The 23727-nt window shown below is 38.4% G+C and carries 22 protein-coding genes; 11 read left to right on the top strand and 11 right to left on the bottom strand.

All coding sequences use genetic code 11. From position 1 onward, the window contains the following. Positions 1–16 precede the first annotated feature (16 nt). Complete coding sequence (locus LCM02_RS09880; protein WP_224928871.1) at positions 17–1054, bottom strand: LacI family DNA-binding transcriptional regulator; 1038 nt, start codon at positions 1052–1054, stop codon at positions 17–19. A gap of 438 nt (positions 1055–1492) precedes the next feature. Here LCM02_RS09880 and LCM02_RS09875 point away from each other — a divergent pair, with 438 nt between their 5' ends. From LCM02_RS09875 to LCM02_RS09860, 4 genes are all read left to right on the top strand, one after another. Then, positions 1493–4429 carry a SusC/RagA family TonB-linked outer membrane protein gene (locus LCM02_RS09875; RefSeq protein WP_224928868.1) on the top strand — a complete coding sequence of 979 codons (2937 nt, stop codon included), beginning with the start codon at positions 1493–1495 and terminating at the stop codon, positions 4427–4429. Positions 4430–4440: 11 nt separating this feature from the next. Next, positions 4441–6348, top strand: a complete 1908-nt coding sequence (locus LCM02_RS09870) for a RagB/SusD family nutrient uptake outer membrane protein (protein WP_224928865.1) — start codon at positions 4441–4443, stop codon at positions 6346–6348. A gap of 20 nt (positions 6349–6368) precedes the next feature. Further along, positions 6369–7682 (top strand): SusE domain-containing protein, encoded by a 1314-nt coding sequence (locus tag LCM02_RS09865; protein WP_224928860.1) that lies wholly within the window; start codon positions 6369–6371, stop codon positions 7680–7682. Positions 7683–7749: 67 nt separating this feature from the next. Next, on the top strand, positions 7750–10308 hold the full coding sequence (locus tag LCM02_RS09860) for an alpha-amylase family glycosyl hydrolase (RefSeq protein ID WP_224928857.1): 2559 nt from the start codon (positions 7750–7752) through the stop codon (positions 10306–10308). A gap of 112 nt (positions 10309–10420) precedes the next feature. On the opposite strand, the gene LCM02_RS09855 is transcribed toward LCM02_RS09860, so the two are convergent. The 6 genes from LCM02_RS09855 to LCM02_RS09830 form a co-directional block, all read right to left on the bottom strand. Next, a complete protein-coding gene (locus LCM02_RS09855; protein ID WP_224928853.1) occupies positions 10421–11323 on the bottom strand; it encodes a pseudouridine synthase in 903 nt (300 codons plus the stop codon). Between the two features lie 49 nt (positions 11324–11372). Next, positions 11373–12317: a geranylgeranylglycerol-phosphate geranylgeranyltransferase gene (locus LCM02_RS09850; RefSeq protein WP_224928850.1), complete on the bottom strand. Its 945-nt coding sequence runs from the start codon at positions 12315–12317 to the stop codon at positions 11373–11375. A gap of 12 nt (positions 12318–12329) precedes the next feature. Continuing rightward, entirely contained in the window at positions 12330–13256 is a 927-nt protein-coding gene (locus tag LCM02_RS09845; RefSeq protein WP_224928847.1) for a mevalonate kinase family protein, read from the bottom strand. A 144-nt stretch (positions 13257–13400) separates the two neighbouring features. Next, positions 13401–14459, bottom strand: coding sequence for a diphosphomevalonate/mevalonate 3,5-bisphosphate decarboxylase family protein (locus LCM02_RS09840; protein WP_224928844.1), 1059 nt, complete (start codon positions 14457–14459; stop codon positions 13401–13403). A gap of 61 nt (positions 14460–14520) precedes the next feature. Next, positions 14521–15237, bottom strand: a complete 717-nt coding sequence (locus tag LCM02_RS09835; protein WP_224928841.1) for a LytR/AlgR family response regulator transcription factor — start codon at positions 15235–15237, stop codon at positions 14521–14523. A gap of 10 nt (positions 15238–15247) precedes the next feature. Beyond that, positions 15248–16300: a sensor histidine kinase gene (locus tag LCM02_RS09830; RefSeq protein WP_224928838.1), complete on the bottom strand. Its 1053-nt coding sequence runs from the start codon at positions 16298–16300 to the stop codon at positions 15248–15250. A 209-nt stretch (positions 16301–16509) separates the two neighbouring features. On the opposite strand from LCM02_RS09830, the gene LCM02_RS09825 reads away from it, so the two are divergent. From LCM02_RS09825 to LCM02_RS09795, 7 genes are all read left to right on the top strand, one after another. Beyond that, the gene (locus LCM02_RS09825) at positions 16510–16860 is read left to right on the top strand and encodes a MotA/TolQ/ExbB proton channel family protein (RefSeq protein WP_224928835.1); all 351 of its coding nucleotides are present in this window, start codon (positions 16510–16512) and stop codon (positions 16858–16860) included. A gap of 118 nt (positions 16861–16978) precedes the next feature. Then, complete coding sequence (locus LCM02_RS09820; protein ID WP_224928833.1) at positions 16979–17215, top strand: hypothetical protein; 237 nt, start codon at positions 16979–16981, stop codon at positions 17213–17215. 68 nt (positions 17216–17283) lie between these two features. After that, positions 17284–17616 carry an ArsR/SmtB family transcription factor gene (locus LCM02_RS09815; protein WP_224928831.1) on the top strand — a complete coding sequence of 111 codons (333 nt, stop codon included), beginning with the start codon at positions 17284–17286 and terminating at the stop codon, positions 17614–17616. A 12-nt stretch (positions 17617–17628) separates the two neighbouring features. Next, positions 17629–18120 (top strand): GNAT family N-acetyltransferase, encoded by a 492-nt coding sequence (locus LCM02_RS09810; protein ID WP_224928828.1) that lies wholly within the window; start codon positions 17629–17631, stop codon positions 18118–18120. A gap of 59 nt (positions 18121–18179) precedes the next feature. Beyond that, entirely contained in the window at positions 18180–18662 is a 483-nt protein-coding gene (locus LCM02_RS09805) for a DUF6428 family protein (protein WP_224928825.1), read from the top strand. A 49-nt stretch (positions 18663–18711) separates the two neighbouring features. Then, on the top strand, positions 18712–19743 hold the full coding sequence (gene arsB / locus LCM02_RS09800) for an ACR3 family arsenite efflux transporter (protein ID WP_224928822.1): 1032 nt from the start codon (positions 18712–18714) through the stop codon (positions 19741–19743). A gap of 38 nt (positions 19744–19781) precedes the next feature. After that, positions 19782–20210, top strand: coding sequence for an arsenate reductase ArsC (locus tag LCM02_RS09795; protein ID WP_224928819.1), 429 nt, complete (start codon positions 19782–19784; stop codon positions 20208–20210). On the opposite strand, the gene LCM02_RS09790 is transcribed toward LCM02_RS09795, so the two are convergent. The 4 genes from LCM02_RS09790 to panD are packed head-to-tail and all read right to left on the bottom strand — an operon-like array spanning position 20207 to position 23695. Continuing rightward, positions 20207–21424, bottom strand: coding sequence for a BaiN/RdsA family NAD(P)/FAD-dependent oxidoreductase (locus tag LCM02_RS09790; RefSeq protein ID WP_224928816.1), 1218 nt, complete (start codon positions 21422–21424; stop codon positions 20207–20209). The genes LCM02_RS09795 and LCM02_RS09790 overlap by 4 nt on opposite strands. Then, entirely contained in the window at positions 21424–22335 is a 912-nt protein-coding gene (locus tag LCM02_RS09785; RefSeq protein ID WP_224928813.1) for a GYDIA family GHMP kinase, read from the bottom strand. Before LCM02_RS09785 ends, LCM02_RS09790 begins: the two co-directional genes overlap by 1 nt. Positions 22336–22369: 34 nt before the next feature. Beyond that, positions 22370–23341, bottom strand: a complete 972-nt coding sequence (locus LCM02_RS09780) for a lysylphosphatidylglycerol synthase transmembrane domain-containing protein (protein ID WP_224928810.1) — start codon at positions 23339–23341, stop codon at positions 22370–22372. Between the two features lie 3 nt (positions 23342–23344). After that, on the bottom strand, positions 23345–23695 hold the full coding sequence (panD, locus tag LCM02_RS09775; RefSeq protein WP_224928806.1) for an aspartate 1-decarboxylase: 351 nt from the start codon (positions 23693–23695) through the stop codon (positions 23345–23347). Positions 23696–23727 lie beyond the last annotated feature (32 nt).

The following is a 23727-nucleotide window of genomic DNA, read 5'->3' as shown; positions in this document are numbered from 1 at the left end:
ATATAAAATTTATTTCTTAATTCTGAAGTTGAACCTTTTTTGTTGAGTTTCTAACTTTGAGATCAGTCTGTATTAAATGTGTTTTGTGATGATACTGAAGGTCTTGCGAGTCAATTTCATCGAGAAGAAGTTCCAAAGCTTTTTGACCCATTGTTCTCCCATGTTGAGCCACAGTAGTCAATGAAGGAGATGTAAATTCAGAAATGAGACCATCGGTAAAGCCAATAACTTCAATATCGTCCGGTACCGAGTGACCAAATTTTCTTGCTACTTTCATCACAGTGGCGGCGTAAATCTCGTTTACGGCAAATATACCGTCCGGAATTGTATTTCCCTCAAATAAATCATTCAGCTGATCATCAATTGATTTTTGATCATCAATTGTGATCACGAGATCTTCATTAGTCGGGACATTGTATTCGTTCAGGGCCTTAAGATATCCTTCCTTTCTTTCATGCCCTACAGTTACATAGTCAGGAGTTGTAATAAGTGCAATATTGCTGCAACCATTTTTGATCAATTGTTCCGTTGCGAGGAAAGCTCCACCTTTATCGTCTGCTATAACTTTATTACATTCAATTTCATCGACCACCCTGTCAAACATGACCAGTGGGATTCCATTATCGATCAACTCTGTAAAGTGTCTGTAATCTTCTTTTGCTTCTGTTTCTTTGGCCACTGAAGCAATAATGCCATCAACCACTCCATTTGCCAGCATATCAAGGTTTAGTACCTCCTTTTCGTATGATTCGTTCGAAAGGCAGATCATAACGTTGTAACCTTTTTCGTTAGCGAGTTTTTCAATTCCCGTAATGACTTTGGTAAAGAAATGGTGTACGATCTCAGGAATGATGACACCAATGGTTTTCGTTTTTTGATTACGCAGGTTTAGGGCAAGGCTATTGGGTTTGTAATGATAATATTTGGCGAAAGCCTGAATCTTTTCCTTTACTTCAGAACTTATCTCGTGACTATCTTTTAGAGCCTTTGAAACTGTCGAAATTGAAACACCAAATTCCTTCGCTATTTTTTTTAATGTAATTTTTTGTTTCATACTTTATTCGCCCTCTAATTCTAAAAAAATGTACAGGTTTAAATCAATATTTTTCTTCCTGTAACACCCAAGCAATAAAACCAAATTAAATTGTCACAATCAACTCCGGTTTATGTTCATAAAAATAGGAAAATTTAATCGGTGAAAAAAATCAAATAATTCTACCAATGTCAAGTATATAATTTGAGCCCTATATTTTAAGAATTTGTGAATATTCCCCTCTTAAATTTGGAATTTATTAACATCTTTAACTTGGGTCGAAAATTTACTCTAACGTTTGCGTAATAAAACTTATCAACACGAAAACGTTTTCGCAATTTTTTTCATGTATTAATTTTGTGTTAAATCCCTGTTAACGAATTAAATTCGTAACGTGAAATATTCAATAACAGCAAGTTTAATTACAAATCATAGTGCTTAATAACTAAATTCATTTTTATGAAAAAAATTAGACAATTAGTCTTTGCGATTTTATTTTTATTGCCAATGATGATTTCCGCTCAGGAACTTATCACAGGTAATGTAAAAGATGACCAAGGAATTGACCTTCCCGGTGTATCTGTAATGATACAAGGTACAACTCAGGGAACAGCCACAGACTTCGACGGGAATTTTGAACTCGAGGTTGAGGAAAATGCGATATTAGTATTCTCTTATGTTGGATATACCGGTACAGAGTTACCTGCAACGGATAATATGCAGGTTGTACTGATGGAATCTGCGGAGAGTTTAGATGAAGTTGTATTGATTGGTTATGGACAAACAACCAAAAAAGATGCAACCGGTGCGGTAGAAAAAGTAAGCGAAAAAGAGTTCAACGTTGGTGTTATCGCTTCACCTGAACAATTGATCACGGGTAAAACCGCAGGTGTGAATGTTACACCTCCCAGTGGTAGACCGGGTGAAACAGGAGACGTTAAGATCAGGGGTGGTATTTCATCGTTGAGCAATAACAGCCCGCTATATGTAATTGATGGGGTGCCGATTGACCAGAAGGGTCCTGCACTAAATTCGATTAACCCGAATGATATTGAAAGTTTTAACATTCTAAAAGATGCTTCTGCAACAGCGATCTATGGATCGAGAGCGACAAACGGGGTTATCATCATTACAACAAAGTCAGGAAGAATGAATTCAGACTTCCGGGTTGAGATTGGAAGTTACGTATCTGCCGGTGTAAAATCGAACACGGTTGACGTGCTAAAACCAAGCCAATTCAGAAAGGCGATCAATTCTCTTGAGAACCCTGACGCTTCTGCATTACTAACCAATGATACTACCAACTGGCAAGACAATATCTACCAAACCGCATTTGGAACGGACAACAATATTACCTTATCAGAAGGTTTTGACAACAGTTCTTATAGAGTTTCAGTTGGATACATGTATCAGGAGGGAATTTTAAAAACAGGGAAATTTTCAAGGCCAAGTATTGCCATGAATTTCAGACAAAATTTGTTTGACAATTCGTTGAAGATGGATTTCAATCTGCGCGGATCCTGGGTTCAGGATCGATTTGCTGATCAGGGAGCCATTGGAAATTCAGTGAGTTTTGACCCTACGAAACCAATTTACAGCGGAAGCCCTGAATATGGCGGATACTGGGAATGGCTGAACAATGATGGCAGCCCGAATAACCTGGCTCCAAGAAACCCCGTTGGCCAATTGATGCAGAATTATGATAATGCAAATACACAAAGGTATTTGGGAAATGCGAAGTTTGATTATAAATTCAACTTCTTGGAAGGTCTTAGTGTGGTTTTGAACCTTGGTTTTGATTATTCAGAAGTTCAGGGGCAATTCATTGTTCCTGCAGAATCTGCCAGTGGATATAACTCTCTGGGATCAGTTAGAGATTATTCTGAATTGAAAAGGAACACGCTTGCAGATGTTTACCTGAACTACCTGAACACTTTTGCGGACAAGCATAAAGTTGATGTAATGCTCGGACATTCCTTCCAGGATTTTTATCGTGAGAATTCAAATGTTACAGAAACAGGTTTAGGTAATGTTACAGGGCGTCCACGAATTGTTTCTTTAAATGCCTTGGAATCTTATTTTGCACGTCTGAATTATACCTTTAATGATAAGTACCTGGTAACATTTACGTATCGTCGTGATGGTTCGTCAAGATTTGCCCCTGAAAACAGATGGGCGAATTTCTTCTCTGGTGCTCTTGCCTGGAACATTTCTGAAGAAGCTTTTCTTCAGGATTCTGAAACCATATCAAATTTGAAATTAAGACTCGGATTTGGACAAACAGGACAACAGGAAATTGATAAAGATTTTGGTTATTTGCCTATTTACACTCCAGGAGATAACGGGGTGAGATATCCATTTGGAGGCAGTTACCATTACACATTACGTCCGGAGGGATATGACAAGAATATCAAGTGGGAAGAATCTGACACCTACAACATTGGTTTGGATTATGGTTTTATGAATGATGTTATCACAGGTTCGATAGAATACTTTAAAAGAGAGTCTTCTGATATCCTAAGTACGATTGCTCCTCCGGCCGGATCCAACCTTACCAATAACCTATATACGAATATTGGTGATTTATCAAGTCAGGGTGTTGAATTTACACTGAACGCTGATATTTTCCAGAGAGAAAATTTTACGTGGAACGTGAACTTTAATGCTACCTGGTTAAGCAATGAGATCAAGAAATTGAATAATGTTGATGATCCTTTATCACCGGGTATTGCCCAAGGTGGTATTAGCGGAGGTGTAGGTAATACCATTCAAACGCATAAAGTAGGACATCCACAATTCTCATACCTGGTGTTTGAACAGGTTTATGATGAAAGCGGTAATCCTTTAGAAGGAGTTTATGTGGATCAATTAACCGTTGACACCAATGGTGACGGGATTGCTGATGCCAGAGACGGGGTAATCAATGACAGTGACAAGAGAATCTATAAAAATCCAAATCCTGATTATTTATTCGGTTTTTCATCTTATATGAATTTCCATAATTTTGATTTATCATTTACACTTAGGGCCACACTTGGAAACTATGCCTACAATAACGTTGCTTCTTCAAGAGGTTATGAAGGGGCCTTATATGAGTTAGGAACTCTAAGGAATGTTCATTCAGATTATCTGGATACGGATTTTAAAACACAACAGTTCTGGTCTGACTACTATATTCAGGATGCATCTTTCTTGAAAATGGATAACCTTTCTCTGGGTTATACCTTTGATGACCTTAAAGAAGGAGAAGTTGGATTAAGATTATATACAACTGTTCAGAATGTATTTACCATTACAGGATATAAAGGTTTAGATCCTGAAATTAGTGGAGGAATTGACAATAATTTTTATCCAAGACCACAGACATTCTTACTTGGATTTAACATTAACTTTTAAAAGCATTGATGATGAAAATATTTAATAATATAAAATTAAAAGTAGGTATTGTCGCTTTAGTGCTTGCATTTGGATTTGTATCCTGTGAAAGTGAATTAGACAAACAACCTGTTACTGAACTTACCGAGGGTCAGGCTTTTGCTGATCCCGAAGCTTATACAGAGTTTCTTGCAAGGGTATATGCTGGTATTGCCGTGAGTGGACAAGAAGGTCCGGCCGGTAATCCGGATATCCAAGGAATTGACGAAGGGTTTTCGAACTATTTAAGACAGTTCTGGAAGCACCAGGAGTTAAATACGGATGAAGCAATTATTGCATGGAATGACGGAACCATTCATGATCTTCATAACCATGTATGGACCCCTTCTAACGAATTTATCCGTGCAATGTATGACCGGATTTATTTCCAGATCGGGATTGCAAACCAGTTTTTAAGAGAAACTACGGATGAAAAACTGGACGGAAGAGGCGTAGACGGTGCATTAAAAGCGGAGATTCAGATATTCAGAGCTGAGGCTCGATTTATGAGAGCCTTGAGTTACTGGCACGCTATTGATTTTTATGGAAACATCCCCTTTGTAACTGAAGAGGATGCTGTAGGAAACTTCTTCCCTGAACAAAAAAGCCGAGAGTTTGTTTTTGACTGGTTAATATCAGAATTAAATGAGATTGAGCCATCAATGGTAGGAGCTCGTCAGAACGAATACGGAAGGGCGGACCAGGCAACGGTTTGGATGCTTTTGGCAAAATTGTATTTGAATGCAGATGTTTACATAAATGAATCGAAAGCTTCAGAGGCCATGGCGAATATCACTAAGGTAATTAATGCCGGGTATACCTTGCACGACACCTACACAGAGCTTTTCCTTGCAGACAACGATGTCAACGGTTCTCAAAATGAAATCATCTTCCCGATCCGATTTGACGGAATCAATACTACCGGATACGGAGGAACAACGTTCTTGACACATGCCCCTGTAGGAGGAAAGATGAATGCTGCAGACTTTGGAATCAACGGAGGCTGGGGTGGTATCAGAACCACCAAGAATTTTGTGTTCCAATTTGGAGATTTGGATACTGATGCTTTGAATGAGGCCATAGGACCTGAATCAAAATGGGGCTTGGTAGGAAGTTCCACTCCAAATGAATGGTCTGGACCTGATATGGTAATGCATGAATCTGCCACGGATCAATATGCCATCTACGCTAATTTGGTTGCCGGCGAGATCAAATTCAGATTTGACAATGACTGGGGCCTTAACCTAGGCGATAATGGTGCCGATGGTACTTTGGAAGAAGGAGGTGCAAATATTGCCATTGCCAATGATGGAGCGTATTATATCACCCTGGACAGAACAAATAATACCTATACCATTACGGAAACAGGAGACGGAAGGGCCAACTTCTTTACAGAAGATCAAACCCTTGAGATCGAAGATCCTTTCAATTTTTCTAATGGCTATGCCGTTGAGAAATTTAAAAATGTGGACGTAAACGGAAACCAGGGATCAGATGGATCAGGGGATTTTGTTGATGTTGATTTTCCAATGTTCAGATTAGCAGATGCTTATTTGATGTATGCGGAAGCCTTTTTAAGAGGTGGAGGAGGAAGTGCCTCTGAAGCAGCAGTATATATTAATATGCTTAGAGAAAGAGCTTACGGAAGTTCTGCCGGAAATATTGATGCCACTGATTTGACTCTTGAATTTATTCTTGATGAAAGATCAAGGGAATTGCACTGGGAAGGACACAGGAGAACTGACCTTGTTCGTTTTAATCAGTTTACTGAAAATGGAGTTTGGCCTTGGAAAGGCGGTATCATGGAAGGAAAAACAACGGAAAAATGGAGAGATGTTTATCCTATTCCTTCAGCAGATATCATCGCAAATCCTGGCCTTGAACAAAACGAAGGTTATTAATTAATAAACAGACATATATCATGAAAAAATATATAAACAAAATATTATTCTTATTAGCCTTTACAACAGTATTTGTTGGCTGTTCGGACGATGATGTGGTTGTGATCAACGAAGATTTTACCACTACGGTCAACCTGAATAATGACAATATTGTTTTGGAAGAGGCAAATGAAGGGGTTCCCGTACTTACTGTATCATGGGCCAAACCTGATTTTGGATATGAGGCTGCAGCCGAATATAACATTCTTTTCTCTTTAGCTGGCGTTGAAGATTCACCTGTTGAATCAGTAGCCGCAGGATCTGCTTTGGAAAAAGTATTTATGACAGAAGATCTTAACAAAGTTCTTTTAAACCTCGGTGCGGAACCGGGAACTGCAACGAATCTGGATGTAATGGTTGATATTATTTTATCCAAACAATACAGTAAAGCAACTGATCCAACAAGTTTAACGGCCACTGCTTATTCTGGTGTTCTTGACCTGACGACCCCATGGGGTGTTGTGGGTAGCGCAACTCCAGGCGGCTGGGGAGAAGGACCAGACACGCCATTCTATAAAACTGCTGAATCAGGAGTTTATGTTGCCTACATCGATATGATTGTTGGTGAATGGAAGATCAGAAGGGATAATAACTGGGATGTAAATTACGGTTCAGACAATAATGACGGAACTTTACAACCTAATGGAGGTAACATTCCTGTTGCTGAGGCCGGATCTTACAAGATCACGTTCGATGAAAATAATCTTACTTATGCCATTGAGAAATATTCTTGGGGATTGGTAGGAAGTGCAACCCCAGGCGGTTGGGATGGTCCTGACGTACCACTAATGTATGACTCTTGTTCAGATACCTGGCGAGCCGTTGTTAAATTGAATGATGGAGAATGGAAAATCCGTCAAAACAATGAGTGGACTGTGAATTACGGATCTGATGCTGCGGATGGTACTTTGCAGTCAGGTGGAGGAAATATTCCGGTTACCTTAGGTTATTATGAAGTTATTGTTGATTTTAATAATTTGACCTATAGCATTGAGAAAACAAGTGTTTATGGCGTTGTTGGATCTGGATATAACGATTGGGGAGCAACACCGGATTTCCCATTCACTCCTGACTATTGCAATGAGGGGATTTACTATGCCAATGATGTACCATTATTGGATGGTGAGATCAAATTCAGGGTCAATAACGATTGGGGTGTAAATTATGGTGACAACGGATTAGATGGAATTTTGGAGCTGGATGGAGCAAATATTCCAAGTACTGAAGGTACTTACGATATTATGCTGGACTTCACCAACCCAAGTGTTCCAACTTATACGATCACTGCCAAATAATTTTGATTGTTAGTAAGATAAAAGGGCTGTTTTTTGAACAGCCCTTTTTCCCATTTAATCAACTCATATGAAAAAACTTTTACTATTTTTTTTGATTTTATCCACTCTGGCAAATGCCCAGCAACAAAATGTTACTTTTGACATTGTACCGGAATCATTCTCTGAAGACGATCTTATTATGATAACGGCCTCTGATTTTAGCCCGGCAGTTTGGGGAGTAACCGATGTATATCTGTGGGCCTGGGCTTCGGCAAACGGAATACAGGAGGATTCACCTACCAACGGGGAATGGACCAACTCAAATGAGGCTCAGAAAATGACAGATAACGGGGATGGAACCTATTCGATTTCCTTTGTTCCAAAGGATTTTTATCAGCGAACCGGACTGGAAACAATTGGTTTTCTGGTCAAGGCAAAAAATGGAACTGGCGACAAAAAATCACAGGATAATGTTGTGGTAGTAGGAGGAAGTACGGTTCCTCCTGTTACCGAAGCACCTGTACCCAATGGATTGCTCGACGGTATCAATCTTGATCCTGAAGATAATACAAAGGCAACCCTTGTACTTTATGCCCCTTTAAAACAGTATGTTTATGTTCTTGGGGATTTCAATAACTGGGAAAAGCAGGAAGCCTATCTTTTAAAGAAAGACAGTGCTAAAAATCGTTTCTGGATTGAGTTGACCGGATTAACCCCTCAATTTGATCACACTTTTCAATATCTGGTCGATGGCTTTATACGCATTGCGGACCCTTATTCAACCACAATTCTTGACGAATTCAATGATCAGTTCATTGACGAGGTTACCTATCCTAATCTTCCGGATTATCCCGAGGGGAAAACCAATCATGCGGTAACTCTTTTAAGGACAGGTGACCCTGAATTTAACTGGCAGACCAATAATTATGAACTTCCAAAAAAGACCGATCTGGTGATCTATGAATTATTGATCCGTGATTTTGATAACCTGCACAGCTTTGACGCCGTAAAGGCCAGGCTGGATTATTTACAGGAACTGGGAGTTAATGCCATCGAACTTATGCCTGTAAACGAATTTGACGGGAACCAGTCATGGGGTTATAACCCTTCTTTTCATATGGCTCTGGATAAATATTATGGTACACCTGAGGCTTTTAAAGAATTAATTGATGAATGCCATAAAAGAAACATGGCAGTAATTTTGGATGTTGTTTACAACCATGCAACGGGTCAGAATCCTTTTTACAGAATGTGGAACACAAGTGCAGGAGGTTACGGAGGACAGGCCAGTGAAGACAGCCCTTTTTTCAATCAGGTGGCAACACATTCCTACAGTGTTTTTAATGACTTTAACCATAGTAAACAGGCCACAAAGGATTATGTAAAGAGAACCGTTGAATACTGGATCGAAGAATATCGCATTGATGGTTTTCGTTGGGACCTCACCAAAGGGTTTACTCAGAATTGTACCGGAAGTGACAGTTGCACAGATTCAAAGCAAGAAGACAGAATAGCCGTACTTAAGGAGTATGCAGATTATCAATGGGCCGTTGACAGTGATTTTTATATCATTTTTGAACATCTGGGCACCAATGCGGAAGAAACAGAATGGGTGAATTACAGGCTCAATGAAGGGAAAGGGATCATGATGTGGAGTAAACTTACCGGACCTTATAATGAAGGAACAATGGGCTATAATGAGAATGGCAAGTCTGACTTTTCCTGGATCGATTACAAGAACAGAAACTGGTCGGTGCCTGCCAATGTTGCCTACATGGAAAGCCATGATGAGGAAAGACTCATGTATAAGAATGTTGAATTTGGCAATGCAGACGGTTCTTATGATGTAACAGAATTGTCAACTGCCTTGGAAAGAGAGATGCTTGCGGGTGCTTTTTATTTTACCGTACCGGGACCCAAGATGATCTGGCAATTTGGTGAGCTGGGATACGATTACAGTATCTTTACCTGTCCAAATGGTACTGTTCCAACTCCTTATGGGAATGACCAGTGCAAAGTTGATCCCAAACCCATACGGTGGGATTATCTTCAGGATCCTGACAGGAAGGAAGTTTACGATACCTGGGCGAAACTGATAGAACTTAAATTAAAGGAGAATATTTTTGAGACCTCTGATTTTGAAGTTGATGCGAACAAATCCACCGGGTTAAAAAAGATTCAGCTCAATAACGTTGATCAGGGAGACGTACTAAAATATATTAATGTTATTGGAAACTTTGGAGTTACTGTGCAAAACATTAACCCTGAGTTCCAGGAAACCGGTATCTGGTATGATCTGCTGAATGATAATTCAGAGTTGAACGTGACTAATGTAAATCAATTGATCTCACTTGAGCCAGGAGAATTCAGGGTCTATGGAAGTTCCCAGGTGGCTTTGCCAGTGATGGAATTCGACCCTTTGGCTGATTTGATCATTTACCCTAATCCCGCAAAGAATACTTTCAGGATAAATAAGAATGTTCAGAAAGTTGAAATTTTTGATCATACAGGACGCCTGGTAAGTAATTTTAAGGGTGATTTTTATCCGGATCAGGAATACGATGCATCATTTTTAGAACCTTCGATCTACTTTTTAAGAATCAGTTCTGAAGAAGGAAGCAGTTCCAGAAGATTAATTATTGAGTAAATGGATTGTTTTTCGATAAAAAAAGACTGCATATTTGCAGTCTTTTTTGTTTTATATAAAACCTCATATATCAATTCCGAGGTCTAATTTGCTCCGAAAGAAGTCTTACTTTCTATATCATTTTTAGGTTGTTAACCTCTTGTTCCGTTAGATGCCTCCACACACCTCTTCCCAGATTCTTCTTTGTAAGACCTGCAAAGATTACACGGTCCAGTTTGATTACATGGTATCCAAAATGCTCAAAGATACGTCTTACGATCCTGTTTCTGCCAGAATGAATTTCAATTCCGACTTCAAATTTTGGCTTGTTTTCGATATAGGAAATATCGTCTACGAAAACCATTTTTCCGTCCAGCACGAAATTTTCTGAGATCTTTTTCAGATCACTCATTGCCAGTTTTTTGTCCAAAGTCACGTGATAGAGCTTTTTTACCTGATGTTTGGGATGTGTAAGTTTTTTAGCCATTTCGCCATCGTTTGTAAAAAGAAGCAGTCCCGTCGTTTGTCGATCGAGCCTTCCTACCGGATAGATTCTTTCTTTTGATGCCTTATGAATCAATTCCATTACCGTCTTTCTTTCTCTTTCATCATTCATCGTAGTGATATAGTTCTTGGGTTTATTCAATAGAACATATCTTTTTGCCTCCGGTGAAATCAAAGCATCATCAAATCGGACTTCATCACCGGGTTTTACCTTATATCCCATTTCGGTAATGATCTTACCGTTTACTTTGGCGCTTCCGGTGGCGATAAAAGTATCAGCTTCACGTCTTGAGCAGATCCCTGAATTTGCTATGTATTTGTTCAATCTAATTTCTCCCGAATCTGATTTTTTAGTGGGAGCTGAAGGCCCTTTTTTAAATGCTTTTAGTTTTTCGGGGTGAGGCCTGAAGTTTTTATCCTTTCCTTTTCCTTTGAATTTTCCGGAAGTCGATCTTGAAGCTGCCTTTTTTGAAAAATCACTTTCTTTTCGACGCTCTTGTCGTCCTCTCGACGAGTTATTTTTTGCGGTCATTTTTAAATTTTTTGCAAAAATACGAAATCATTTCAATAATGAAGTGAACTTATACATTAATGATCCTTTTTATAATTACGGAGGTATCAATCAAGAGAATACTAAGCACTCCTACCAGAATCACCAGCTTGATCACGTTGTGCAAAATGACATAGTCACGTTTTGAATTGGCCTTCCATAAAAAGAACAGGAAAAAAACGAATATGATTCCTACCAGGTAGAAGTAATACTTCATCATTCCTATTTCCGGATATCCCCATAAAAAATATACGGGATTCATGGTAAGCAAAACCAAAAGGGTAATGAGAGCTTTGGTAAAGTACTCTCCGTATTTGATCGGAATTGTCTGGTAATCCTGAACTATATCTCCTTTAATATTCTCGAGATCCTTGAGAAGTTCCCTGATCATAAGTACGAAAAACAAAAAAGCTGCATGAATAAAAATAACCTCTGAGAAATTCTTATAATAAATGAAGATGGCGAAAAATGGAAGAATGGATAATATAGAAGCAGAGAAAAGACCTGTTAAAGGGTACTTTTTCAACTTATGTGAGTAGAGCCATATCAGAAAAATATAAACCGCAAAAAAGAGTGCGGCTCTCCATGAAACCAGCAATCCAAATAGCACACCTACAAAATTCAGAAAAAAATAGATCTGTAATTTTATTTTCTGACTTACTAGACTATCTATTTTGGATTTTATGGGTTTATTGATCCTGTCCTTTTTACTGTCATAAAAATTGTTGATTATATAGCCGGAAGCGATTACACAGATCGTAGCCAATACCAGGAAATAGAGGTCCAGATTAAAAATAATTGATTTTAAAGGCAGATCCGGAGAAAAAATGAAAATAGCGGCCAGGTATTGGGCAAGGACGATCAGTGCGATGTTATAACCCCGCACAACAGATAGCAAACTTAGAAATTTGAAAAATAAAGAATATGATTTCTTTGATTTGGGTTTTTTACTCAACCCTTTGTCGGAGGCATCCATAATCCAGGATGTTTAGAATCGATAAACGAGTTCCAGTTTGTAGGAATCAAGCAATTTTTTGGCCTTTTCATAATCCTCGGTAAAGCCTAAGATATAACCTCCTCCTCCGGAACCACAAAGTTTTAAATAATAATCGTTTGTCTCAATTCCCGTTTGCCATAACTGATGGAATGAATCGGGAATCATAGGCTTGAAATGTTTCAAAACGACTTTTGACAGCTTTTTCACATTTCCGAACAAAGATTTAACGTTTCCATGTAGAAAATCATCGATGCAGTCATCCGTATAACGCGCAAAGTCCCTGTCGATCATTTTTCTGAATCCTTCATTCTTCATTTTATTCATAAAGATGTTCACCATGGGTTGGGTTTCACCGATCATTTCTGAATCGAGAAGAAACACGGCGCCTTTTCCCTCTTTTTGGGAAGGGATCCCTGTTGCCTCGAGATTGTCTTTTGAGTTGATAAGGATCGGTAAACTCAAATAGGAATTCAACGGGTCAAGACCTGAACTTTTGCCGTGAAAAAAGGACTCCATTTTTGAAAAAACAGATTTCAGTTTTAACAGTTTATCTCTGGTCAGGTTTTCAAGAACAGTAATTTTATTGTCCGCGTATTTATCATAAATGGCAGCAACAAGTGCTCCGGAACTTCCAACTCCGTATCCCTGGGGGATGCTCGAGTCAAAATGCATATTTTTTTCAATGTCTCTCTTGAATTCCTCTAATCGCAATTCGATTTCAGGGTCTTTTAGATTTAGGAGATAATGATAAAATTCTCGAAGTTTGTCATTGGAATCTTTCGCCTTTTCATCGGTGTCATCCGAAATAATCAAAGCTCCCTGATACGAATTGTAAGGGATAGCCAAACCTTTGGAATCTTTAATAATGCCATATTCTCCAAACAGAAGGATTTTAGCGTAAAAAAGAGGACCTTTCATTATCTCTGTTTAAAAATTTGCTACAAATATAAGACAAAATTAGATTTGATCTGATTTTGACTTCTCATTAAACGAATTAAATTCTTAAAACTTATTCACTTAAAAGAAAAAATTAAGCTCCATAATGGATTTTACCCCAGTACATCACAGGAGTTTCGCTCCGTTGCCAACGTTATCATGAATAAACTGGCCATTTTGGCAAAACTGAACCAGTTCCTTGTCAATAAAGTCTCTTACTGCTTTTTTGTCTTTATCCGGATAAAGTACGTGTACATTTGCCCCGGCATCCAAGGTAAAACAGATATGACATCCTGATAATTCTCTGAAATTCCAAATACGGTTTATTATTTCAAGGGTATTAGGTTTCATTAAAATAAAATAGGGGTCGGAAGTCATCATCATTGCGTGAAGTGATAAGGCTTCACGTTCAATGATATCAATAAACGAGTCCAGTTCTCCGTTTTTTAAAATAGCTATCAAACGATTCATATTGTCCTTTGCCTGCTCAAATCTTGATTCGGCAAAAGGATGACCCAGCATTAATTTATGCCCCAAAGTTGATGAAACTTTTTTTTCTCCTTTGTCCACCAGCAGAATCGTATCCTGAAAGGAAGTAAAAACATCGTGAATTTCACCAGAGTATTTTGTTCCGTAAAGGTTACTGCTTTTGAATATGGAGTGATGTTGTCCCCAAACGACCAGTGGACCTTCAATGCTCCTCGCCGCACTACCTGAACCCAATCGTGCCAGGAAGGAGGCTTTCTGATTAAAATCAATTTCACTTAGATGAGGATCCATAGATTTTTGAATGCTCATCAGACACAGCGCCAGGGCACTCATACCGCTTGCGCTGGAGGCTATACCACTGCTGTGTGGAAAAGAATTCCCAGTATGGATTTCAAATTCATAGTTCCTGATAAAAGGAATATAAGGCACTACTCTCTCAAAAAACTGTTCAATTTTTCGCCGGAAACTTTGATTTTCCTTTTGGTCAAAAAAAATCTTGAAATCAAAGTCCTCTGAAATGCTCGATTTGGGCCTGTATTTTACCGTGGTTTGAGTATTACAGTTAGAAAGCGTAAAACTTATAGAGACATTCTTTGGTATCTGAGGATCTGTTTTACCCCAGTATTTTATTAAGGCAATGTTACTCGGGCTTTGCCAGGTGACACTTCCGGAGGCCCCTGTATCCTTTGTGTTCAAATTAAAAATAAAGTTTTTCTCTATCACAGTTTCTAAGGTTTCGGCAAAGATAAATCTTTAGCTAAACATTATCTAATCTCTGTTTTACATCGTTTTTATAACTTCTGCTTATTGGGATTGCCTTATTTTCTATTTCTACAAATTCCTGAGTAAAAGAATCTATCTTGTTAAGAGACACAATAAATGACCGGTGCACTCTCAGGAAGTCTTTTGCAGGAAGTTTGGCTTCAATACTTGATATGGTTTCCCGGGTTATGATTGCCTTGCCGTTGACGAATAGTTTTACGTAGTCAGACAGGCTTTCAATGTATTGAAGATCAGAAAATTTTATTTTAATCATTTTCCTGTTGGATCGTACAAAAAAGAAATCGGATTTTTCAAATGATTGGTCAGGAGAGCTTTCTTCCTTGAATACGAGACTTTCGTTTTTGTATTTTTCAATGGACTGAATCAACCTGTCAAATGAAATAGGCTTGAGTAAGTAGTCCACAGCTTTTAAATCAAAACCGTCAACAGCGTATTCTCTGTAGGCCGTAGTAAATATAACCTTGATATCTTTATTAATGGATCTGGCAAAGGACAAACCGGATATTTCAGGCATATTTATATCAAGAAATATCAGGTCAACAGCATGTGAGTTCAATAGATTAAAGGCTTCTACAGCATTTTTACAAAGCCCTAAAATCTCAATGGAATCGATCCTGTTTAAATGATTTTCCAAAATTTCCCGAGCCATGGGCTCATCATCAACAATTATACATTTAATATTTTTAGCCATTTTAAACAGTTTAGATTTTGTGGATTTTCAATTCAACTTCATACCATTCTCCCTCAGATCTGATCTTAAGAAAATGATTATCCGGATAGATCAGCCCAAGGCGTTTCTTAATGTTTTCAAGGCCTATACCAGATTCTTTTTGTTTCTTGGTGGCCTTTTTTACACTGTTTTTAATTGAAAAATTCAAAGATTCATCTATAAGTCTGATTTCAATAAAAATATGAAGAAAACCCTCTATGAGATCTCCATGTTTAAAAGCATTTTCAACAAACGGGATCAGGAGCATTGGTGGAATGAACTTCTCACCATTCCCTATTTCCGAGTCAAATGAAATTTTTAAAGTATCCTGAAACCTGATACGCTCAAGGTCAATATATTCCTGAAGATGCAGAATCTCTTCCCTGAGGCTGACTTTAGGCTTATTCACCTGATACAGAATATAATCCAGGAGATTAGATAATTTTAATATAATATCAGGGGTGTTTTTTGACCCTTTTAAAGCAAACCCATAAATCGTATTCAAGGTATTGAAAAGAAAATGAGGATGGATCTGTTTTTTGAGATATTGCAGTTCCTGGTCCTTAATCTGTAATTGGGTTGAAAGGATCTTGTTCTCCAATTCTTTGTTTTTTGATTCAGTCTTGAAATTATGGCTCAGGAGGTTGACGAAACTGACGAGTAAAACAACCAGATATACAAGGATAAGAACAAAAATATAGTTCTTACTCATGGGTGGCATTTTCTCTATTTTCAGATTTGAAAGGAAAATAAGGCTGGCGAAAATAGTCATCAGGATCAACCAGGTTGAAATAACAACTGTATAAACGCTATACAGTGTGAATAATAAGTACTTTTTCCTGAGAAGGTATTTTGGAATCAGAAAATAAACAACAAAGTATGTGGTGATCATCGTTACCGGCAGCAGAAAAGTCGAAAACCAGGTCACATAATTTGAATCTGTAGAATTATAACTGAAGAAATAAACAAAAAAGAACCATACTCCCACCCAGAATATCAGGTGCAGGGAAATGAATCTTGAATTGATCAATTTAATAAGGTCCATGCTGCAAGTTGCAGAATTTATTTTAAATGTAAACTTTTTTCGGTTGGACTGCCGGTTTAAAAAGGGTTTCTACCGGATTTGGAATCGATTTAACAAATAACTCGTTATTTTCGTTAAATCGATGACCTTATATGTCATTTGTCGCATTTTTAATTTCAATTGATTGGATTCAGTTAGGTTTGATCTCATTAATTTAAAATCTTAATATTATGTTATTCGATCGTTTACAAGAAGGAGGACCATTTTTTATGTACCCGTTGGCTATTATATTCATACTTGTCATGATACTAATCGTAAAAGGTTTATTAAGCAGGGGACGGGATAAAAAAACGAATGAACTGATCAGTTCAATTACACTTTTTGCTATAGTATGGGGTTTTCTTGGTCAGATTATTGGATTGATTGGCGCGTTTGATGCCATTGAATCTTACGGGAATGTGTCAGCTGAGGTCATGGCGGCTGGTTTAAAGGTAGCTTTTCTTCCACCTGTGTTTGGCATGTTTATTTTTCTTATCGGGAGATTGGGTTTGATCATTATAACCTGGATCAGAAAGGAATAACGCTATCTTCAATGTTATAAAAATATCCATTTTTTAAATGGATATTTTTATTGTCCTTAAGTAATGATCTGTTTGATGTTTTGATTAAAGAATGAATATCTTTGTCAAAATTTAAGCCATGGAGAGGAAAATAAAACTGATATGGGATTTTCGGGGACCGGAAGCCAAAGAAATCGCCAAACACCATGTGGTTCATTTGGAGGAATTTGCGATCAAAGAGAACCTGGATTTTTTTCAAGCAGATATTCAGGATATAAATGAGATGTATTGCTTGGCCTATATCACTGTGCCAGAGAAAGATATGATCGTATACAGAGATGCTTTAAAACCCCATCGAGGAGAGGTTGCCAAATAAAATTTGCAAAATCTTTTTTTTATAAAAATAATCATCGTACATTTGCGATGAACAATTAAATCAAAGAGATGAAACGTACCGCACAAGATATTGAGTATTCACAGGACACGTTAACGATTTCCAAATTTGCCAAGGCTCTGGGCCATCCGGCAAGGATAATTATTTTAAAGCATTTGAGTAACCAGAGTTGTTGTTTCACTGGAGACCTTCTGGAAGTTCTTCCGTTGGCTCAATCAACGGTTTCACAACACCTTAAAGAATTAAAAGAAGCTGGTCTCATCGAAGGGGAAGTAAATCCTCCAAAAGTGAAATACTGTATTCACTCAGAAAACTGGCAACTGGCAAAGGGTTTGTTTGCGGACCTGTTCAAAGAAGATTTCTCAAAGATCAGTTGTTGCTAAATCAGGTAGGCTATGATACGAACTGAAGCAATAAATTATTCTCATTGGCCGGAAGTCTCCCGTATTTATGAAGAAGGGATAGCCACGGGCATGGCAACTTTTGAGAAAGAAATTCCCTCTTGGGAAGCATGGGATGCCAATCACTTGAAATCTTGCAGGATCATTGCCAGAAACAATGAGGAGGTGCTAGGCTGGGCGGCTCTGTCGCCTGTTTCCTCAAGATGTGTTTACGGTGGGGTTGCTGAGGTCAGCGTTTATGTTGCCGCAAATGCAAGAGGAAAAGGAATCGGAAAAATTCTGATGAACAGGCTGATCACTGAAAGTGAATCTGAGGGTTTCTGGACCTTACAGGCGGGAATATTTCCGGAAAACAAAAATAGTATTCGATTACATGAAAAGTCAGGATTCAGAATTATTGGTTTCAGAGAGAGAATTGGACTATTGGATGGTGTTTGGAAAGATAATGTATTACTCGAGAGGAGAAGCTCTAAAATTGGGCTTTGACTACTATTGAGACTGCAGGAAGAAATAGTTAGAATGTATAAATTATTAAATCGATAAAAATGAAAGTAAATGAATTTATTAATGTGCTGAATCAGCATCAAGGGAAAGAGTTGCTGTTTTCATATCAGCCAGAAAAATTAGTTGGTGCAAATTATCACTTAACCGAAGTGAAAAATGTACAATTCGATACTACGGATTGTGGGGGGAAAACCAATTTTTGGGAGGAAACCCATTTTCAGTTATGGGAAAGCCCAGAGGAACTGAATAAGAGAACTTACATGACAACAGATAAAATTCTGTCCATTCTAAAAAGGGTAGATGGTATTAAAGCCATAAAAATGGACACAGAATTAAAACTTGAATATGGAAATGAGGAATTTACCACAGCGGTTATGCCGGTTGGGGACTTACAATGGGATGAAAACCGACTGTATATAGAATTGTTTTCAGAGAAAACAAGATGCAAGGCTCAAGATGAATGCACTATAGCTGAAAACGTGAAGGAGGAAGAAGCTTGTTGCACAACCTCAAATTGTTGTTAAAAGCCTGTAATTTCTATAATAAAGATTACTTTAGCTGAAATTTTAAGGAATGAAGAAAAGACTCAAGTTACTGGACCGTTATTTAACGTTATGGATATTTTTGGCTATGGCTTTAGGGGTGTCCCTGGGTGTTCTCTATCCGGGGTTTGCCTCACTGAATGAAAAGCTGTCGGTTGGAACAACAAATATTCCTCTGGCCATTGGCCTGATATTAATGATGTACCCACCATTGGCCAAAGTTGACTATAACTTGATTCCTTCTATATTTAAAGACGCAAAACTAATGCGTCTTTCTTTATTTTTGAACTGGATCATTGGTCCGATTTTAATGTTCTTTCTGGCCATTATTTTTCTCCGTGACCATCCTGGTTATATGACAGGTTTGATTTTAATTGGCCTTGCAAGGTGCATTGCCATGGTTATCGTTTGGAATGATCTGGCAGGAGGGAGCAGGGAGTATGGAGCCACATTAATAGCTTTAAACAGCCTGTTTCAGGTATTTACATATAGTTTCTACGCCTGGTTATTTATAACCGTTTTACCACCTTATTTCGGCATTAAAGGCTATGATGTAAATATTTCTATTTGGGAAGTTTCTCAAAGTGTTTTGATCTATCTGGGAATTCCGTTTGCTGCAGGTTTCTTATCAAGAAAGTATCTTGTTAAGGCGAAAGGAATAAACTGGTACAACAGAAAGTTTATTCCATTTATATCCCCCATAACCTTGATAGCCCTTCTGGCAACGATCGTATTGATGTTTAGTTTAAAGGGTGACATGATCATGGAACTACCCATGGATGTTGTAAGGATAGCTGTCCCACTTATCCTGTATTTTGCCCTGATGTTTTTTATCAGTTTCTTTATTGCTCAGAAAAGAGGGGTCGACTATAAAAGAAATGCTTCCGTGGCATTTACCGCCACAGGAAATAATTTTGAATTGGCAATAGCTGTTGCCATTGCTGTTTTTGGAATTAATTCCCCACAGGCTTTTACAGGAGTTATAGGCCCGCTTATTGAAGTACCCGTTCTGATTTTACTGGTTAATATTTCGCTGAAACTTAAGAAGAAATATTATTCGTGATCTGTAGCAATTGATATTAAAAAATAAAAATTTAAAAAATGAAAGATAAGATACTCATATTATGTACAGGAAATTCTTGCAGAAGTCAAATGGCAGAAGGGTTTCTTAAGGAATTTGATCATGAACTACAGGTTTTTTCCGCGGGTACAAACCCTTCGCACGAAGTTCATCCAAAGGCGGTTCAGGTTATGAAGGAATTAGGGATCGACCTCGGTGGACACAGCCCGGAAAATGTGGATAAGTACCTGGATAAATCCTTTGACTATGTCATTACTGTATGCGGTGGAGCAAAGGAAACCTGCCCAAGATTTTTGGGTGATGTAAAGCATCATTTGCATATAGGATTTGAAGATCCGGCAGATGCTACAGGAACAGAAGAAGAGATACTCAAAGAATTTCGATCTATAAGAGATGAAATCAAAGAGGACTTTTATAAGTTTTATGTCGAGAAAGTGAGATCGAACTAGATGGTTGAAATTGCCCGGGCTGCGATATACCCTCCGGTCCAGGCATTTTGAAAATTAAAACCTCCGGTTAACCCGTCAATATTCAGGACCTCGCCCGCAAAATACAAATTGGAATGAAGCCTGCTCTCAAAGCGTTTAAAATTGATTTCTTTTAGATCAACACCACCTGCTGTAACAAACTCTTCCTTGAATGTCGTTTTGCCTTTTACTGATAAAGAGGTTTCAGTAAGAACGAGGCTCAAAGATTCTATGTGTTTTTTTGAAAGATCGGACCAGTTTTGGTCCCGATCTACATGGGCACGGGTTAACATATTTTCCCAAAGCCTTCTCGAAATTTCTGAGTAGGGAGAACGTATCCCTACCTTTTTTTTTGGATTTTGTTTTTTATACTGCCAGAGCCTTTCATCAGTTTCCTCTTTGGTCGAATTTATCCAGTTAAGGGCTATTTCGAAATCATAGTCTTTATCTGCAAGCTCAAGAGCCGCAAGAGAAGATAGTTTTAATACCGCAGGACCGCTTAGGCCCCAATGTGTAACAAGAACAGGCCCCTGGGCAGAATATTTTGAATTTTTTATCGAGATCAAGGCATTCGGAACCGAAATTCCAGGAATATTCTGGAGTAGCTCATCCTTGATTTTAAACGTAAAAAGTGAAGGCACCGGATCTACAATGGTGTGATTCAAACCTTTTATCAATTCCCACATTTTACTGTTTCCCCCGGTGGTTATAAGAAGCTTTTCAGATCTGAACCTACCGGTTTTAGTTTCTATTTCAAAGCCCTTTTCAGCAATTTTGATATGATGAACATTTTGGTTTAATAAGATTTCTACTCCGGCTTTTTCTGCACTGCTTTGAAAGCAGTCTATGATCGTCTGAGAGCTATTGGTTACGGGGAACATTCGCAGATCTTCTTCCACTTTCAATTCGATTCCCTTTTTTTCAAACCATTCAATTGTATCACCTGTCATAAAAGAATGAAAGGGGCCCAAAAGCTCTTTTTCCCCTCTGGGATAGTAGGAAACAAGGTCTTTAGGGTCAAAACAGGCATGGGTCACATTACACCTTCCACCACCTGACACTTTTACTTTTTGCAGAACCTTGCTGCTTTTTTCAAGAATAGATACCTGAAGGTCCGGATTAGATTCTGCGATATTGATCGCAGCAAAAAAACCAGCTGCCCCGCCACCAATGATTATGACATCTTTATGATCCATCAGCTTTTTATCATATTCTCAAAAGAAATAACCGTTTGGAATCCTTTTGATTTAAAATAATCAGGACTAAGATCATTTCCCGCAGCCAGAATAAAATCTCCTCCCCATCCACCTAAGCTCTTAATCTGGCCACTATAGTCTTCAAATAGCCTTTTTTGAATTGGCAGGATTTCAAGAACTTCAGAGATGATATTTTCATGTTTTTGCATCAAATTTTTAAAATCATCCAGTTCAGCAGTATTTAACAATGACTGGGATATTGATGAGATATCATCGATATTTTTCTGAGTGACTTTTTTGCTCTTGTATAGTTTTATACTGTCACTGCTGATTTGCTTTTTATTGAGATGAACAAAGTAAAGATTGTTTTTAAACGGCGGGTTAAAATCAACAGGCTGGACCTTGGGTTTGTTTTGATCAAGCTGATAAAGGATCGAGGACTCTGAACCTGCACATGCGATATCGTATCCGCTTCCTCCAAAACTTCGGAACAAAAGTTCAAAAGCATCCACCTCGGCCCATGATGCAATGTTATTGATCAGTGTTGAAGAGCTTCCCAATCCCCAGTCCCTTGGAAATCCAAGTTTATTGATAATCTGGAATCCTTGAGAGCCGGAAAGAAAGTCAGAATTCATCAGCCTGGCATGGCCAAGGATTTTAACCAGGGTAAGGGCTACTTTTTTTTCTCCTTGATAAGAGATGACTTCCAGATCCGGAAGGGTTAACTCTGTCCTGAACCAAATTTCATCTTTATAATTTTTACTGATCCATTGCAACTTATTTTTTGTTTCAATGGGCCGGACCATCGTTTCCTGTCCCAGCCGGGTGGGCAAGGCCAAAGAGAGGGCTCCGTCCAAAACCAGGTATTCACCGCTTAAAAGTAGTTTTCCGCTGCTGTAAAAATTTTGCATGTTGAAATTCTTCTCGATCAGGTATTAAAAATACTTAATCTTCTTCTTTGTTATAAATTGGAAGGACCAAAAAAGAGAGGCCGCCAAAAAACAGGACCATAACGGTCTGTGCCGTCCACATGATCCATCCAAAGGCCAGGGCCGGATTTTCATCAATCCCGTAAAGGGTAAGGGCACTGGCAACAAAAATGGGATATGAACCCAGGCCACCGTTGGTCAGCGCCATACTCAATCCGCCTACAACAAACCCTACAATGATCGCTCCAAACGCGAGATGGGTTGTTTCAGGTAAGGCAAATGTTACAACATAGAACATGAGCACATACATGATCCAGATAAAAAAAGTATGAAAGATAAAGGCCCATTTCTTCTTCATTCTGAAAATGCTCACAATACCCTGAATAAGGCCAGTAACAAAGTTCTGTATTCTAATGGCAAACGGGTGCTTTGATTTCCGGATCAGCCAGGTGAATATCACTCCGATTAACCCTAACCCTCCCAAAATATAATAGGTATAACCTGTACTGCCATCATCTTCAGGGAATAGGTAGGAAGAGAGAAGTTCTGTCTGAAATACAAAGGCCAAACCAATTATTCCGAGCAACATAACAGCATCAGCAACTCTTTCTGACACAATGGTTCCAAAAGCCTTTTCAAAAGGGATATTCTCGTATTTTGAAATAGTTGTGGCCCTCGCAATTTCACCTGCCCGGGGAACAATCAGATTAACAAGATAGGCCACCAAAACCGCCATCACATTATTGGCAAATTTTGGTTTATACCCCAACGGGTCCAGCATAAACTGCCATCGATAAGCACGGGATAAATGGCTGAGGACACCCAGTAACAATGAACAGGCCACCCACCAATAGTTCGCCGTTTTAAACGAATTCTTGATCGATTCAATATCTTCAGGTTTTAATTTGGCCAGGGAATACCAAATAAGAAACACCCCTAAAGCTATTGGGAGTGTGGTAAAAATGATTTTTTTAGAGCTAAATTTCAAAAACTAGGTCAGTGAATTATCATTTTCATTGGGGAATACAATAGCAGGTTTGAATGCTTTCGCCTCTTCAAACTCCAAGGTTGCATAAGCAATAATGATGATGATGTCATCTTTGGCAACTTTCCTTGCAGCCGGCCCGTTAAGCACAATATCACCGCTTTTTCTTTCCCCTCTTATGGCATATGTTATAAATCTTTCTCCATTGTTGATGTTAACAATGTGAACTTTCTCACCCTCAATTATATTGGCCGCGTCCATCAGATCTTCATCAATGGTAATACTTCCGATATAGTTCAAATCAGACCCCGTTATCCTAACGCGATGTATTTTTGATTTTACAACTTCAATATTCATTATTCACTTAAAAAATTAACGGTGCAAAGTTA

The sequence above is a fragment of the Lutimonas saemankumensis genome, from assembly GCF_020171465.1.
Classification (GTDB): domain Bacteria; phylum Bacteroidota; class Bacteroidia; order Flavobacteriales; family Flavobacteriaceae; genus Lutimonas; species Lutimonas saemankumensis.
This window is presented reverse-complemented; position numbering and strand designations above follow the sequence as displayed.